Raw genomic sequence first — 16,113 nt, forward strand, 5'->3', positions numbered from 1 at the left:
CGGTTAGTCCTCCTAACGGGTCTGCTTCCAGTAAAAGTATTCCACCCGATCGTTTTCGGGCAAATCCCAGCTCTTGGCCCCCACGTAAATTTTACGGTTCTTGATGATGGGCACGGCTATGGGCAGATCTGCAGGCAAAGTCGTCGACCGTACCTTGCCCGAAGAGGAATTACCCCAATCCGTGACAGGCGTTGCGTCCAGCATACTCACGGCATAGAGGCGACCGGTCCCGCGAGCACCGGTGCCTCCGCACGGATCGTCGATGGGCACTGCAACCCCCGTCACCACAGGCGTGTAGGTGGTGAAATAGACGACACCCGAATCCACCAAGGCCTGGGAGACAACCTTTTCCCCCGGATTGGTCAGGTTCATGTACCACCCCTTCGTAGCCTTGAGGGCCTCGTCGTAGGAGCCTGTGGGATCCGATACATCGAGAAGATCGTTTGCTGGCGTCAGGTCGGTGTCCAACCAGTGGTTATACACGCCGTAAAACCGATTGGACTCGGTGGTGTCCAGGGGATCGGCCCGGTTGCCGGTGCCGAAATAGAGCACCTCGATGCTACCCTCAATGTCCGAGGCCACGGGCGCGTAAAAGATCTTGCCCAGGCCGCTACGGAACAGGCGGTTTTTGTACGACCAGGTACCAGCCGGTGCGACCTCTTCGGCAATTCGGTCTGCCCCGGTACCAATGATGGCAACGTCGTCGGCAAGGACAAACACCTGGCCGGCCATGTCCCCGGCGTAGATGCGGGTTGTGATGCCGTCGGCGTTGTGATCCACGGCCGAAACATCCACGATGCTATGGGTCATACTGCTCCAGTTCCCGGCATGGACCTTAACGGGGGTAAGGGCCCCGGATGAAGCAACCACGGCAAACAGGGCACGTCCCACGCTGTCCGTGGAGGCAGGCGTATCCGAATCCTGCTGGTTGTCGTAACCGCCGGGAAGGATAAACACATCCTCCGTGGTACCCCCGGAAACCGTAATGGTTCGCACCTCAGGTGTCCCCCACGACTGCCCCAGGACCTCGGCCCCGGCCCCCAGATGCGTATTCTCAATGTCGTACTTCCACCTCGGGGTGTTGTAGTTGGTAATGTTCAGGGCGTAATATGTTGATCCGCCCCGACGCTCGCCCACAAGCACGGTTTCCGGGGTAAAAAGATCCGTGCCCGTAAGGCGTACCCCGTAATCCACCCCCGGAGGCCCGTCCACGTAGTAGTCGTTGTTGTTGTCCTGGAGCAGGTTGAGGCGATTCAGCTGACCTGGTGGCACAAAAGCCCAGACCTCCTCGCCATTGGCGTCGTTGATGCACCGGAACAGACCGTCATTGGACCCGAAGTAAATCATTGTGGAAGAGGAAGAGTAGTGTACCACCGTGGGCTCGGAGTGGATGATGGAGCCGATGGGCCAGTCATTGATGCCGTTCAGGACCTCTGTGATAAGGGCCGTGTCCACACCGATGGCGGTGTTGGTCTCCACAAAGCTATTGGTGGCATCGGTGAGGTCGTTGCTGGTGCCGGTGTAGGTGTAGACATTTCGGCTGGACTGGGTCTGGATCCGCTCTCCGGCCCCGCCTTTGGTCACATCCGCCCCATCCGTGGTCAACTGGGTCCAATAGGAGAGGCTGTTGTCCTTCATGGTACCGTCGGCATTCACCGCTGCGGCCCCAGTAGAATCGAGGATATCACCCACCGAATCAAGGCCATACTTTTTCAGGTTGCCCAGCCACTCTCCGATCTGAAGGGGCTTGAAAAAGGCCAGATAGATGAATCCCCCGTCCGCGGTGCGCTTCACCCGGTTCACCGGCACCACTGGCGCCACAAACACCGTGGACTCCTCCACGATGGTGCTGATGATGTCATCAAAGGCCTCTTTGAGGCTGTCAGCGGTATTGGCCGTGTGGTAGCTCCCCCCGCCCAGGATGGCCGTGCGGGAGAGCAGATCATGGTCCAGCTTGAAACCGATGGTGTGGGTGATGATGTTCTGCTTTTCAAAGGAGGTCCCTGCCCCCATGGCGTGCATGTCCGTGTCGTATAAAAACCCGGCCACGTCATCCAGAAAATCGGTGCCACTATAACTATAGGGATATTTGACGTTGCCGTCGGAATCAAGTTCACGTCCGTCGTTGTTGTAATCCCCAATTTTTTTATTGTCGTAATAGTTGGCCGTGTAAAGAATACTGTTGTCATCCTTGGTAGGCTGCCCGTCGGTGATGATGATAACATAGTTTTTCTGGCAACTGTGCTGGATGGGACTGGTGTAGGCGACACCGTTGTTGAAATGACTTGTGGCTCCGGCAAAATAGAGCCCGGCCTCTGCCAGAGTCTCCCCCAGAGGCGTCCAGGTTTCGGCTGTCAGTCCGGAAATATGAGAAGATATCGTGCTGTTGGTCGTTCCACACGTATCCCTCACGTACCCACCCTGGCTGGAATGGAACACCATCAACCCGAAACGCACGTTCGTGACATCGCTCAAAAGACCTGTCACCACCTCTTTTGCCACAGACAAACGGGTCCGGTTTTCCGAAAAGGAACTATTCTCATAGTTCATGTAGTTCCCGGTTCGCATCCTTCTTTGATTACCACCGCATGTCAGGTCCTTTGTGCGCAAATTATCCTTGTCAAAACCGTTTTCTTTCAAATCGTTTTTTACTGGTTCACAAACGATATTGTCCACATGATCTGTCAGCTTTTTCCAGTTTTGGTTTTTTCTATGATACACGGCATGGGTCTCGTAAGCGCCACTGTAAACCGTTGCCGAGTCATAAGGTTCCGCAGGTACATCTTTCGTAGACATACTCCCGGAATTATCAAACATGATGAGCACATTGGGCTCTAGGGTCACAGGCTGGGTCCCATAAATGGCCGTGTCATCGGCCAGGGCCGGGCCTGAAATCAAGAGAACCAGAGTCACCAGCCACCATGTGTGTCGAATACGCATACCAACCTCCCTTTGGGATCAGAGCCCCACCAGATGAACCACTTTGTCAAACTCTTCCCCAATATCCACGCCACACTGGATCGTGGGCCCGGTAAGGGAATCCGTGGGGTTTGCCGCATCGTACGTTGTGGGATCGATGGCCGTTGACGTCACAGCGTATCGCCGCGTTCGGTAGGTGGCCTTGTCAAATCCCGGAGGTGCCGGCCCGATATGGGCGATGGAGGGCACCTCGTCGGCGTCGGACGAAAGAGTGCTGCTTTCCCGGTTAACCTTCAGCACAATGGCGCGCACCTCGATCCAGGCCACGGGGATTCCGTCCCCGTCAAGGACCGGGGAGGCAAAGGAGACCCCGCCTTTTTTCGGGTCTCGGTCCCGCAGCGGAAAGGTCGCGCTGTCCAGGGGGTAGAGCCGGTTCCCATCGGCATCGGCTTCATTGGCATAGATACGCTCAAAATTGGCCACCGCTTCGAAAAGCCCTGCTTCGGCATTATAAAAGTTGCGCTTGACCACCCGGTCGCTTCCTGCAAGGCGCAACTCCACCACGGAGTTGTTCATGGAGGCGATCCCGATCATGGTGACCAGAAAAAGGAGCACCATCACAATCAAAAGCGCATTGCCCTCGTCATTTCGTCCTTTGCTCTTTTCAGCCAACCGTTTCATGCGTGTCTCCTTTATTGAAAAAAGAACCGCCGCCATGTCGCTTTTATGAAGAGCCCATTCAGTCCCATCACTGTTTTGTCCGCACCATCACCTGGGAAATGGAATGGGAATCGTCCCCGCTCCCCCAGCTCACGTTCAGGTTCACGGTCTTGCTCCGACCGTTGTCCGAGTCTTCCACCTGCCATGTGACGGTGTAGTCTCCTTCCGTCGAAGTATGGGGGCCTTCCGCCAGGTCGCCTCCCGTGGTTTTATCCGTCCACGTCTCTGAAAGAACCTGTTCAATGCGATCCCCAATGGTCACAGCGCCTTCGGTCATATTAAAGGCATTGGCGTTGGCCCTCATGGCATGGATCTGGAGGGCAGCGATACCCAGAAGACCCACCAGGAGAACCACACTGGCCACCATCACCTCAATGAGGGTCGTGCCCTCTTCGTGCGTGTTCCGATGCTTTTCCATATACTTTAAATCCCCCGATTCCGGCACCGCACCATATGACGCAGGAGACGCCGCCGGTGCCCGTCATTGTAAGGTCCCCACACTTTACTTGTATCGGTTGGATCGTATGAGTAGGTGGCGTTGTTCGTAAACCCCTGCTCCTCCCCACGGGTCCGGGCCAGGATGGCAAAACGCACCGCCACAATCTGGGTAAGGTCGGTGGGGGTTTCCGTAAAGCTGCCGTCTTCAAGCATGTAGGTGAGCGCCATGGCCTCCACGTTTTCCGAAACTGCCACAGCCGATCCGGTGTCGACGGTGCGGCCAAGATCGGTGGAGCCGTTGCTCCCTTCGTCAAAAAGGGCATAGGAAATTGTCTCGGTAAGCAGCGCTTCGTCTGCCTCGTCCACGGTGCCGTCCCCGTCATCGTCCGTGCCGTTGGCGTCGCCGTCCAGAGAATAACTGAAAGAAAATTGAGAGGCAGTTGCAACAGTGATGGCAGCCCCCGTGGTGCCGTTGGGATCATACCCGGCCATACGGATATCGTCCTCCATGAGGAGCATGGCAGCACGCAGGTTCTGCTGCATGTCGGTGACCCGTTCCTGGGTGATGCGCGCTTGAAGCTGATAGTTGTAAAAAAAGTAGGCCGCCGAGATCAAAATGATGGAAATGGCCATGGCCACCAGGATTTCCAAGAGGGTAAACCCCTGTGGTTCCCGCTGCATCGTCATGAGTATTACCTCCCTTTACATCGTTTCCACGCGGCTGGTTCCGGCCCCGTTGAGCACAACACGCATCGCCTTTCCGTAGGTGTTTCTGAACTTGACCTCCCCATTGCGCCCGGTGGTCAGTCCGTGACGGCCAAAATGGGTCCGATCCTTGTTCTGGGTGCCGGACCCCGACAGGTCAAAACGGGCATGGAACATATCGATACCGTTTGGAAAGCTCCCGGACTCAAGGGTGGTCTCCCCCGTATCCAGGGTACGGTCGCCGTCGTCATCCACAAAGGCCAGGTACTGCCCGGATGCCCCGACCCCTTCGGTAAAAGCGACCACCACGTTGTCCCCCGTCTTGATGGCCTCGGCCCTGGCAACCTGCAACACGAGATGCACGTCCCGGGCCGAAGAGTTGAGACGCTGTCCTGCGGCCCACTGCTTGAACTCAGGCACACCAATACCCGCCAGAACGGCCACAATCGCAACCGCCACCATCAGTTCAAGAAGAGTCATCCCTCTGCTGTTGCTCATGTTTCCTTCCTTTTCCCACACAGCCCCGCAGTGAAAACCTGCGAGGCAAAGGTGCGACAGGTAGTGAGTCATGGGACCGCCCTGATATGGACGAAAAACGATGAAAGCCTTTTTGTCAGTGGAATATTGCACGAACGATGAAGCAAAAACGGATAGCAGAGTACGAAAACCGGTCAGGGCCAACCCAAAAAAAAGCAATCAGGCACAGACACAATCAGATTTCGTCAAAAATCGTGCGCAGGTAAGGGGAAGGGGCGGTTTATTGAAATTCGGATCGAATGATGCGCACCTTGTTGTGAAGGGTCGTTCAACGGTGACTTTTTGCGAAGGCACCTCCGGGGATGCACCCGAAAAAGCCCTCAGGTTATGGGATATCGTCTTCCCAAGCGCCTGTTTCAAGGGCCCGGGGGTTCGAGCGCAGAATGCGGTCGCATGTTATATAGGCTTATTATAGCAGATTTACCGACAAAAAAAATATCATTAATTTTACTATATGTTAACGAACAATTCGCTATGGAAATTCAACATGGCAACACACCACACCATGTTGAAAAAACAGAACGCGGAAGCGACGAACAGGGCCGAAACCCCATGGGATGGGAGTTGAGGCAGACATATCTGCGTCAACTCCAAGGCCCCCCGTACCGTCTGCCCTTGATTTAACCCGGACATTTCATAAAAATCCAATCACGCCAAAGCAACAAATGTCATTACAGGTAGTTACCACAAACAAACAAGACATTTATAAAATGTAAAATGCAATTCACGGTTTTCCGCTCGATTTTCTCACTTCCACCTCGAAAAAATATCCGGAACAGGTCTCAGGCACAAAAATGCCGCTGCACTTTAACCCGAGTGGCAAGGGTTAAAACGCAACGGCGAACAGGTTTCACAGCGGCTAACCTTACCGCCGGGGTTATTCCGATTAGCGTCAAGCGAATCCCCAATGCCCGTCATCGTGTTTCCAGAAGAATGAAATGGGTCTTTCCTGCAAAAACGGTTGCCACATGTCACACCTCACGCGAATGCCCCGAGAACGCTTGCACAAGGGCTGGCTCCATGCATTCGCCATAGGATTTCAAGGTGCCCCCACCTTGCTGCCGGGGGATAAACTTTTAAAAAGTTAAACAAACAGGATAAAAAAACAAACTCGGGCCAATCAAAATCAAAGGCGAATGTGATTTTCCCCGAGGAACGAGGGGGAAAGCACATTCGCACCTGCTTTCGAGGTGGCACACCTCGCCGCCGGAGGCATCGCTTTTGTTTTTTCCTGAGCCCTCTGTGGCTCTGTGGTTAACCCGACTTTAACCATAGAAGCTATTACTTTTATTCGTTTTATTTTTGTACCGATCCTTACTTCTCCACGCGGATCACCCGGCCGCCTTGCCCAATCCCTCGAATCCCAGGACGGTACATGGACTCGGCAAAGGGAGGCGGGACGGTGAAGGTGCCGGGAGACACGGCCCGAACCACGTAAAACAGGTTGAACTCACGGTCTTTGTGAAGGTACACGGCCGCTGCAAAACGGTCTTCACGGTACTCGGCGTGGACCAGGGGGCTCTGCTCTGCATGGCGCCAGACCGCCCGGCCCCGCACCACGGTTTCATCGGCGCGGATGCTGTGCTCAAAGTTGGGGTTTTCGATCTCAAAACCGGCGGGAAGCAAATCCACCACAAGGGCATCGGGGACTGCCTCGGCAGCTGTCACGCGAAGATTCACCAGCATGAGGGTCCCCGACGGCAGGATCTCGGGATCCAGGCTTCGGCCTTCAAAATCGAAATACTCACGGACAACACGGATACGCTCATCCATGGGAGACGGAGGCGTTTTGGCGTAGCCCGTGACCACGGCCGAGGCAAACAGGGGGGCCTTGCCCCTGGATGTGAGGGACAACCCAGAGGCCAGGGTCTTGGCGGTGAGGTTCATGGCAAAGGGGCCTTTGCCCTTGACGTCCCGGGTATCCGGGCCTTCGGCCACAGCAAGGGAGACGGTATCGTCGTGTTCGGCAAAGGCCAGGGCCAGGCGAAACAGGGCAAAACGCTCCTGGGTGCTCAACCACCTCCGTTGCCTGAGGTCTGTCTCCAGGGTATCCAGGATGTCTGCCATGGCAGGCACCGAAATCTTGTGTTCCGTAAAAAGGGCCACGGTCATGGACAGATCCCGCAGGTTGCTGCCGTAGTCCCTTCGCCAGAGCCCGGCATCGGCCCTCAGGGCCAGGGCTTTTTCTGAGGCTATCCGGCTTCGCCTCTTGTCCCCGGAGGTTTTGAGGGCAAGGGCGAGGCGGGCCACTGCCAGGGCATCGGCCGCGTCGTTGAGATGGTTATCGGCAAGGGTGCGAAGGGTTGCCAGTTGCCCTTTTCGAACCCGGGACAGGTTGTGTGCGGCGTAGCTGCGGACGGCAAAGGAGGCGGCCCGATCGTTTCGCAACTCTCCGGTGGGCCCTTTCACCAGCCAGGTCCGCTGGCGTTCCAACCCTCGACGCAGGGCGTCCGTGGGCACCCTCACCCCCATCTCCCGAGCGGAGAGGAGAAAATCCACGGCATAGCAGGAGAGCCAGGGATCCTCTGGCCCCATGGCATTCCAGAGGCCGAAGCCGCCGGTGTATCGCTGCATGGAGACAATCCGCGCAACGGCATCATCCAGAATCTCCCGACGTTTCTCCAAGGGCAAGGGTTCAATGCCCATGGCCTTTGCCCGCTCAGGCAGGAGCCAGAGCTGGGGAAATGCACGGCTGACAACCTGTTCCAGGCAGCCGTAGGGGTATTGGAGCAAGTCGCGAACATAGGCGTCGCTGCTCAGGGGCAGTTTGGTGGAAACCGCAACGGCACCGCCCACGGTGGCGGGGATAAGCTCTGCCATGGACCGGGAGTCAAGGGTCAGGCTCTCGCCGGGGTTGAGGCGAAGGCGTGTCTCCCGGGCCTCGCCGGGGTACCCGGGGCGAACGGGGCATTGCGTGGAGACGCGTTTCACCATCCCGTCCCCCTTCACCGTCATCACCACCTCCCCCACCCCGTAGGGAGGCAGAGCCTCGTCACATGCCGCCGCCACAGACCAGGACCGGATCTCTCTTTTTCCGGCAGAGAGCCTTATCTCTTCGGGCTCGGTGTCGATGCAGACAGGCCCCCTGGCTTCCATGGTGAGGGTATACTCCGCTTCCCCGTCCACCATGCGCGTCAAGTCTGCCGTCAGGGTAGAGACATCCCCGGGGGCAAGGAACCTCGGGGCAGAAAGCTGCACCACCAGGGGCGGGGTTACCGTGGTTTCGAATTCCGAGGCCCCGAAGCTCGTGTCGTCAAAGGCCACGACCATGAGACGAACCGTTCCCGAAAAGTCGTCCAGGGGAATCTCCGTGGTGATCTTTCCGCTGCGGTCGGTCTCAAAGGGGCCCATGACGCGGGAAAAGAGCGTCACCTCCGCCTGGGGCTTTCCACCGCCCAGGGAGATGTCCCCGTCACCGCCGAAGCGAATGGCTGCTCCAAGGGCCGTATCGGTCTCGATAACCTTTCCAAAGAGGTCCGTGCTCTGCACGTCATACCACCTCCGGGCAAAAAACCAGCCATAGGGATCCGGGGTGGGAAAGCTGGTGATCCCGAGGATCCCCACGTCCACGGCAGCCACCCAGACGCGGCCGTAGTGGGCCTGCCCCTTTTTTTTCACCGTCACGGTGACGGGCAGGGGCGCCTCCTCCTTCCAGGTACGGCTCACAAGGACCTCCACATCCAGGGCCCGCGGGTCGCGATCCAGGGGAAGGTGAAGGACACCTATGGCGCGCAAGGGGGTCTCGGGCTCCTTTGGGGCTGTTTTGCGCAACACCACGACGCTTACATAGATGTCGTGACTCGACCAGGACTCGTCAACGGGGATCTCCACCACGGTGCCTTCCCTTTCAACGGCCGTGCGCCGGGCCCAGAGGAGGGTCTTTCCCTCCACCATCACCAGTGCCTCCCCCTCATCGGGGGGTACCACCTTCACCCGGGCCACGTCTCCGGCCCGGTAGCTTTTTTTATCAAAGAGAAGATTGACCCTGGCGGGATGGGGCGCACCGTCGGTGCCGCCGTAACCATGGCCGGAAGAAAGGGAAAGGGTTGTGGAGAGACCGGTGCCGGGATCCACGGCCTCGATGGTGTACTCGCCGGAGGGCAGGGTCAGGTTATGGGTAAGGATTCCTGCGGGCAGGTCAATGAAGGACTCGGCAAAGGTATAGCGTTTCTCCGTGACCCGATGCTGCCACCCGGCCCCTTCGGTGAATTCCCAGTAGCTGTTGCGGTCGTTGCGGATGACTTTAAGAAGAAGCTGCTTTACGGCAAGGGGTTTTCCCTCGGTATCTGCCACCACAAGGTCCAGGCTGTGCGTTTCGATCTCCCCTGCCCCGCCCTGGCCTCCCTGGTACCGAATCCCCGGCATGCGCCTGTCCGGCAGCCACAGCAGAGAAAAGCGCCGGGTTACCGGGCGTCCCCCGCTTTCAAACAGGCTCACCTCCGAGGTCACGGAGAGGGGCGACCGGCTCTTTCCCGCCTCTTCGTCCACGGCAAAGGCGCCGTTACCACTGGCGTCCAGGGTAAGGCTTCCCAGCTCCGAGACGGAGAGAAAGTCCGCGTCCTCTTCCAGGCCAAAGGAAAAATCCTTTAACGCCATCGGAAAACAGGCTCTCCGGGTCCGCAGGGTGAGCCGGCCCTCGGCCCTGTTCCCAGCCGCAGGGGCCCCGTACAGATACCGCCCGGCCACCTGAAGGGAGTGGGCCATCTTTTTAACCAGCACGGCTTTGTCGGACGAGAGATCCATGGCCATGCGCTCCGGCAGAAACTCCTCCACCTGAAACCCGAAGGTGGAAACCGGGCTCCCCTTGCCGGGTCGCAGCCGCACCTCGGCACGCCAGCGCCCCGTGGGGGCGTTGCCGGGAAGTGTCGCGGTGGTTTGAAAATATCCGGAAGTGCCCGAAGGTGCCAGGCTCACGTTGCCGAACACCTTGCCCCCCGGCTTGACCCAGCGAATGAACAGGTTTTTCACGTCCACGGGTTTGCCGTCGTTGTCCCGCACCAGAAACGAAAGGGGGACGGTCTCGGAGGGCCGGTAAAGATCTCGCGGGGCCATGACGAACACATCCACGGGGCTGTCTTTGCGACCGGTGACCTCAAACTCGGAGAGATCGTTTCGGGGTGCCCGGGTGGAGAGAAAGGCAAGGTCCCCGTTATCGCTTTCTCCGCGAATGAGGACGGTCTTTTTGGCCCGTGGGTCCCGGGTCCGGTACAACCCCAGCGCATCGGTCCGCCCCTCTCCCAGCTTTCGGCCCTTGTCATCAAAAAACGAGACCCGAATCCCGGACAAGGCGGTCCCGTAGGCAAGGGAAGAGGCTGTGGCCACGGTCTCCTTTGCGTAGGACCGCATGGAAAGGCCCATGTCGGTCACCATGAAAAAGGTACTCTGGTATGCGTAGGCAAAGGTGCCGGGCCGCTTCATCACGGCAAAATAGAGGCCGGTCTCCGAAAGGGCTGCGATCTCGCGGATGGGAATATGGCGCACCACCCGGCGGTTTTTCACAGGGTCCAGGTCAAAGCGGGCCGAGTAGACCAGCTCCCCGTACTGGGGCATGTCCTCCAGCTGGTAAAGCCCCATACTGTCAGTGGGGTTGCGCCACTGGGCAAAGGATCTCAACCCCTTTTCGTTGATACGGAAAAACTCCAGGTCCACCGCCTGAACATTCACCGTGGCCACGGGCAGGCCTCCGGTAAGCCCCCGGGGCAGCACCAGGCCGCTTCCGGCAAAGCCCACCATGGGCTCCACCTTCCGGGTCTCCACCTGACGTACAACCGGCTCACCCAGAGTCTTTCCTGCGGCGGAGGTCAGCCCTTCATCAACGGAGACCGTGTACGTGGTCTCGGCCTCCACATGGGGAAACCAGAGCCGCCGCCCGTCGTCCGAGAGTACCCAGCCCCCGTCGGCAAGGCCAGTGCCCACCGTTACCCGGAGAAACCCGCCCTGCAGGACATCCCGGGCAAGGGGATCGGAAAAGAGGACGGACAGCGCCGGGCCGTTTTCATACTCCCGCTCGCCGATGTCCAACACCCGAAACCTGTCGGCGGCAAGGGAAACCGAGGCCGACAGCACCATTACCAGACTGAACAGAAGACAGACGAATCGTTTCATGGTGGAATCCTTCGTGTAGAAAACAGCTTAAAAAACGTAAGGTATTCGTTTCCACAGCTACCACACCGCCGGTACTGCCGCCATGATCCGGCTCACACCATGTTAACTCACCATGGCGGCGTACCGGTCGGCTTCGGGGGCATCCCCCTTGCTTCGATAGATGTCGCTGACGGCCTGATATGCGTAAGAAGCCGTTGCGGGGTCCTCCATGGCAAGCTTTAAGTAACGCTCGATAAGGGAGACGGAGGTATCGCCGTCCTCTTTGAGCAGGTTGGCGTAGGTAAGCTGAATATGGGAGGGGGGACGTTTTCCGCAGCCGGTGCACAGACCCATGCTTTTTTCCAGGAGCTTCCGGGCTGCCGGGGCATCGCCGTTTCCCTTTTTCAGGTTGGCGAGAAAAAAGGCAAGGTTGTCGTCCCAGTTGTGTTCCAGTCGGTCTCCGACCCAGGCCTCGGCCGCCCCTGCCTGTCCGCACTCAGCCAGCAGCCGGCCTTTCAGCAGGGCGAGGTCCACGGGATACCCCTCCAGATCTTTCAGGTTTTCATCCAGGGTGGCAAGGGCTTTTTCGGGCTCCCCCCCTTCCAGATAGAGGTGGCACAAAAGCTCCACGCCGTGGGTATGCCTGGGGTGATGGGATAAAAAGGTAAGCAGCAGGGCTTCGGCCTTGTCTCTTTTTCCAAGGTTCAGGCAGGCGGCGGCAAGTTCCAGGGGAACGTACCCCTCTTCGCCGTTCTCCCCAAGGGCCGCATCCAGTGCCGCTTCTGCGTCGGCAAATTCACCGGAGTTCAATGCGTTGTACCCGTTCCTGAAGGCATCGCCGTACCCCATGTAGGCATCGCCCTGCTCCTCGGGAAGAGACATGCACAGGGCTTCGAAGGCCTGATCCGCCTCACTGTAAGGGGCATCGCCCCCGCCCTCTTCTTCGTCGTCGTCCCACTCCTCCCCTTCCCGTGCCATGGAGCTGCTCAACTCCCCTATAAGGGCCTCAATGGCCTCCTTGGTCTCGGCTTCCCGGGCCAGCTGACCAGCTAGGTGAAGAAGGTGGTGGGCTTCGGCGTCAATGCCCGATTCATGAAGGTCTGCAGCATTTGCCAGGTGCGCTTTGGCCAGGGACTCTCCGCAGCCTGCGTGCTTCTCTTCGATGCGGGCCAAAAGCGCTTCTTGGCCGGCCTCTTTCCCGGCCAGCTTCTCCAGGGCCCTGGCGTATTGGGTGCGGGCAGCACCGTAATGTTCGGACAGGACAAGGGCGTCACCCTTTTTTTCGAGGTCTTCGGGTGATTTGACAAAAAGAGAGAAAAGACCCATGGAGGCTCCTTAGCAAGTGTAAAAATGAGGTAAAAGGGAAAAAAGCGGTGTCTACGTCCGTCCGGGTAACCGCCAGTGACCATTGGCGTTGGATCAGAACGGCCTGTATTGCCTCCGGCGGCCCTGCCGGGGGCTAAACTTTTAAAAAGTTTAACAAACAGGTTTTAAAAAAATGGATTCAGGCCAATCCAAGTCAAAGGCGAATGTGATTTCCCCCGAGGAATGAGGGGGAAAGCGCATTCGCAAGCTGCTTTCAAGGTGGCTCATCTTGCCGCCGGAGACATCGCTTTTGAATGTTTTATCTTACGCCCCGCCGTTGAAAAACGTTGCGTGCAACGCGCGTACCGAGGCCTTTAAATCCTCTTCACGGACGATGAAATACAGAGCCACCGGCGAGGGGCCGAAGGCGATCATCTCCACGTTGATCCCGGCATCGTCCATGGCGGAAAAACAGCGGGCGGCGACTCCTTTGCGGGCGTTCAGACCTTCCCCCACCATGCTGATCAGGGCCACGTCATCTTCTCTTTCCACCTTGCGGAAGGGATTGGGAGTGAGCTTTTCAAGGGCCCCGTACCCCCGGTCCATGTCTTTCTTGTCCAGGAGAATGGAGATACACGTCTGGGACGTGACCACGGACCGGATGTTGATGCCGCTGTCGGTGACGCAGCCCGTCACCTCGGAGAGCATGCCCGGCCGGGCGCCCATGCCGGACGCGTACACCTTGATGATGCCCACGTCGGTATTCTGGGTGACGCTCTTCACCACATGGGGTGCCTCGGGGCTGCTTTTGGTGATGAGGCTCCCTTCGGCATCGGGGTCCAAGGTGCTCTTGATGGCGATGTCCAGGCCGTAACGGCGAACCGGCTCCACGGCACGGGGGTGAAGGATCTTTGCTCCAAAATAACACAACTCGGCGGCTTCAGCATAGGAGAGAACGGAAATCAACTCCGCCTCAGGCACCATGCGCGGGTCGGCGCTCATAAACCCGGCCACATCCTTCCAGAACTCCAGAACCTCGGCCTCCATGGCCACGGTAGCCACGGCCGCAGAGTAATCGGTGCCTCCCCTGCCGTAGGTCGTGATGTTGCCCTCTTCGCTGATGCCGTAAAACCCGGGCATAAAGACCAGGGTCCCCTCATCAAGCAATGGGCTCAGGTGCTCCTGAAAATTTGTCCGGGTCACCTCAAGGTCTGCGGTGGCATCTTCGTACTTTCCGTCGGTGATCATCCCGATATTCTGGGGCATCCGGCAGACGGCCCGGACGCCCCGTGCGCTCATGGCGCAAGTCAGAAGCTCGGCGCTGAAGCGCTCTCCGTAGCTGCTGATGAGATCGCGCATCTTGGGAGTGCTCTCACCGGTATAGCTCAGGCCGTAGTAGTAACGCTCCAGTCGCTGAAGGGCCTTTCCAAAGGTTTTGGAAAACGCCTTCTGAAGGTCGGCATCGGCGATGATGTGCCGTGCCGTTGCCATGTGTTTGGTCCGCAGGCGGCTCATCAGCGGAGGGATGTTCTCTTCATCGGCCAGGGCATCGGCCATGCCGTCGATGAGCATGTCGGTGATGCCGTTCAACGCCGAAACAACGATGATATCGCCACCCACCCGACCTGCGAGGAGATCGAGGATCGATTCAATGGTCTTCTTGCCCTTGAGGCAGCCGCCGCCAATTTTTATCACTTTCATGGTGCTCGGGATTCTCCGTGAGGTTGCATCGTCAATAAGAATTGGTTTGTCTTACCATACTCATCCGGTAGCAAACAAGGGCAAGGTGAACCACCTTGAACGCCAGAATTGCGAATGGGCCCGGGCCCCTGTCGCGCCTCTGTTCGCACGGCGAGAAACAAAATGCATCGTGACGCAGGGCGCCTGCCAGGAAGGGGGAGAAACAAAAAAAGCCTTCCACCGTTAAAACACGCACAGTGGAAGGCCTTAGAAAATCTTCTTGCTTGAATATCGCTTTAAAGGCGGATGCGATTTATCCCGGAGGGCAAATCGCATTCGCAACCTGCTTTCACGGTGGCACACCTTGCCGCCGGAGGCAGCCAAGTTAAAGATGCCTCCGGCGGCCCTGCCGGGGGCCAAACTTTTGAAAAGTTTGATAAACAGCCCCCCCAAAAAAACAGATTCCGTTTAATCTGAACCAAAGGCGAATGTGATTTTCCCTGAGGAACGAAGGGGAAAGCGCATTCGCTACCTGCTTTCGAGGTGGCTCACCTCGCCGCCGGAGGCAAGCTTTTTCCACCCACTTTAACCATAGAAGGCACGTTTTTGTTTTTGTGTGATTTACCCGATGGGAAGCACCACACGACCGTATTGTTCATTGAGCACCTCGGCCATGGCCAGGTAGATGGCGCTCAGGCCGCAGATGATGCCTTCAAAACCGGCAATCACGCCGATGCGCTCGGAGCCGGTCCAGTGGTGGGCGGCCAGAAGGACAAACAGGATGGTCAGGGATCCGAATACAAACTGGAGCCCCCTGTTGGCCTTGAGGGTGCCGAAAAACATGAAAAAGGTAAAAAGCCCCCACATAAAAAGATACCACCCCATAAAATGGTGCTCCGTGGCTTCAATCCATCCGAATTTCGGCATGAGGATCAGCGCCACCAGGGTGAGCCAGAAATGCCCGAATGAGATAAAGGCGGTCACCCCGAAGGTGTTGCCCTTTTTGAATTCAAGGATCCCTGCGATGATCTGCGCCATGCCCCCGTAAAAAAGGCCCATGGCCAGGATCATGGCGCTCATGGGGAAAAAACCTGCGTTGTGAATGTTTAAAAGAACGGTCGTCATTCCAAAACCCATCAACCCCAGAGGTCCCGGGTTTGCCAAAGCATTGTCCTTCATGAATCTGTGTCTCCTTACCTGCCTGTTGCTCCATTTCTTTTTAAAACGCCGAAACCACGCCCTTGCACGTGGACAATGGGCCCGTCCGTTGCGTCACGTCCGGTGTCCCGCCAAGGGATTTGCGGCCACGGTGCCTCACCCTATATGCCGTATACACTCTGACAGGGAAGCCTTACCGCTTTCGTCCCGTCTGGGACGGGTCTCACGTATTTGGCGACCGCCTGTCGTTTATCCTGTCGGCACCTTCATTCTCTTCACGGAAAATAACGATGGGTTATATCAGAACCCTCCTGATGCTGGCAATCAAAATAGACCATTGTTCACATTCCTGCTCACCATTTCTACCCAGACAGGCCCACGTTTCCCTTGAGAGAGCCTCCACGCAGGTCTTCATTCACAATTGTCTGCTCGATTTCCTCACCCTTCGGGTGCCCTCCTTCTGCGTGACCAGAGCGTTGAAGGAAAAAGCTACATCTGCAGCTCTTGTGCCTTGAGTATGGGTGCACTCGACTCGTAAAATATCCGGTCTAATGGGTCGAGGCACGG

General features: G+C 57.6%; 9 protein-coding genes. All 9 read right to left on the minus strand.

Features of this window, described 5'->3' with window-relative positions; translation table 11 throughout:
* Positions 1–12: 12 nt before the first annotated feature.
* A complete protein-coding gene (locus tag BLQ12_RS19070; protein WP_139164038.1) occupies positions 13–2,550 on the minus strand; it encodes a pilus assembly protein in 2,538 nt (845 codons plus the stop codon).
* Positions 2,551–2,958: 408 nt separating this feature from the next.
* On the minus strand, positions 2,959–3,600 hold the full coding sequence (locus tag BLQ12_RS19075; protein WP_175469936.1) for a pilus assembly PilX family protein: 642 nt from the start codon (positions 3,598–3,600) through the stop codon (positions 2,959–2,961).
* A gap of 67 nt (positions 3,601–3,667) precedes the next feature.
* Entirely contained in the window at positions 3,668–4,057 is a 390-nt protein-coding gene (locus BLQ12_RS19080; RefSeq protein ID WP_092213061.1) for a PilV family protein, read from the minus strand.
* Positions 4,058–4,062: 5 nt separating this feature from the next.
* On the minus strand, positions 4,063–4,764 hold the full coding sequence (locus BLQ12_RS19085; RefSeq protein WP_092213063.1) for a prepilin-type N-terminal cleavage/methylation domain-containing protein: 702 nt from the start codon (positions 4,762–4,764) through the stop codon (positions 4,063–4,065).
* A gap of 15 nt (positions 4,765–4,779) precedes the next feature.
* A complete protein-coding gene (locus tag BLQ12_RS19090) occupies positions 4,780–5,280 on the minus strand; it encodes a GspH/FimT family pseudopilin (protein WP_152007017.1) in 501 nt (166 codons plus the stop codon).
* Positions 5,281–6,633: 1,353 nt separating this feature from the next.
* Complete coding sequence (locus BLQ12_RS19095) at positions 6,634–11,424, minus strand: alpha-2-macroglobulin family protein (protein WP_092213067.1); 4,791 nt, start codon at positions 11,422–11,424, stop codon at positions 6,634–6,636.
* Between the two features lie 102 nt (positions 11,425–11,526).
* Positions 11,527–12,729, minus strand: coding sequence for a tetratricopeptide repeat protein (locus tag BLQ12_RS19100; protein ID WP_092213068.1), 1,203 nt, complete (start codon positions 12,727–12,729; stop codon positions 11,527–11,529).
* Positions 12,730–13,032: 303 nt separating this feature from the next.
* Positions 13,033–14,409, minus strand: coding sequence for an aspartate kinase (locus BLQ12_RS19105; protein ID WP_092213070.1), 1,377 nt, complete (start codon positions 14,407–14,409; stop codon positions 13,033–13,035).
* Positions 14,410–15,009: 600 nt separating this feature from the next.
* Positions 15,010–15,567 carry an acetate uptake transporter gene (gene satP, locus BLQ12_RS19115; protein WP_092213074.1) on the minus strand — a complete coding sequence of 186 codons (558 nt, stop codon included), beginning with the start codon at positions 15,565–15,567 and terminating at the stop codon, positions 15,010–15,012.
* Positions 15,568–16,113 lie beyond the last annotated feature (546 nt).

The sequence above is a fragment of the Desulfoluna spongiiphila genome (genome assembly GCF_900101345.1).
Classification (GTDB): Bacteria; Desulfobacterota; Desulfobacteria; order Desulfobacterales; family Desulfolunaceae; genus Desulfoluna; species Desulfoluna spongiiphila.

Excerpts from the sequence above, each read along its gene's own strand:
- BLQ12_RS19070 (WP_139164038.1), bottom strand. The coding sequence starts at position 2,550 with ATGAACTATGAGAATAGTTCCTTTTCGGAAAACCGGACCCGTTTGTCT.
- BLQ12_RS19075 (WP_175469936.1), bottom strand. The coding sequence starts at position 3,600 with ATGAAACGGTTGGCTGAAAAGAGCAAAGGACGAAATGACGAGGGCAAT.
- BLQ12_RS19080 (WP_092213061.1), bottom strand. The coding sequence starts at position 4,057 with ATGGAAAAGCATCGGAACACGCACGAAGAGGGCACGACCCTCATTGAG.
- BLQ12_RS19085 (WP_092213063.1), bottom strand. The coding sequence starts at position 4,764 with ATGACGATGCAGCGGGAACCACAGGGGTTTACCCTCTTGGAAATCCTG.
- BLQ12_RS19090 (WP_152007017.1), bottom strand. The coding sequence starts at position 5,280 with ATGAGCAACAGCAGAGGGATGACTCTTCTTGAACTGATGGTGGCGGTT.
- BLQ12_RS19095 (WP_092213067.1), bottom strand. The coding sequence starts at position 11,424 with ATGAAACGATTCGTCTGTCTTCTGTTCAGTCTGGTAATGGTGCTGTCG.
- BLQ12_RS19100 (WP_092213068.1), bottom strand. The coding sequence starts at position 12,729 with ATGGGTCTTTTCTCTCTTTTTGTCAAATCACCCGAAGACCTCGAAAAA.
- BLQ12_RS19105 (WP_092213070.1), bottom strand. The coding sequence starts at position 14,409 with ATGAAAGTGATAAAAATTGGCGGCGGCTGCCTCAAGGGCAAGAAGACC.
- satP (WP_092213074.1), bottom strand. The coding sequence starts at position 15,567 with ATGAAGGACAATGCTTTGGCAAACCCGGGACCTCTGGGGTTGATGGGT.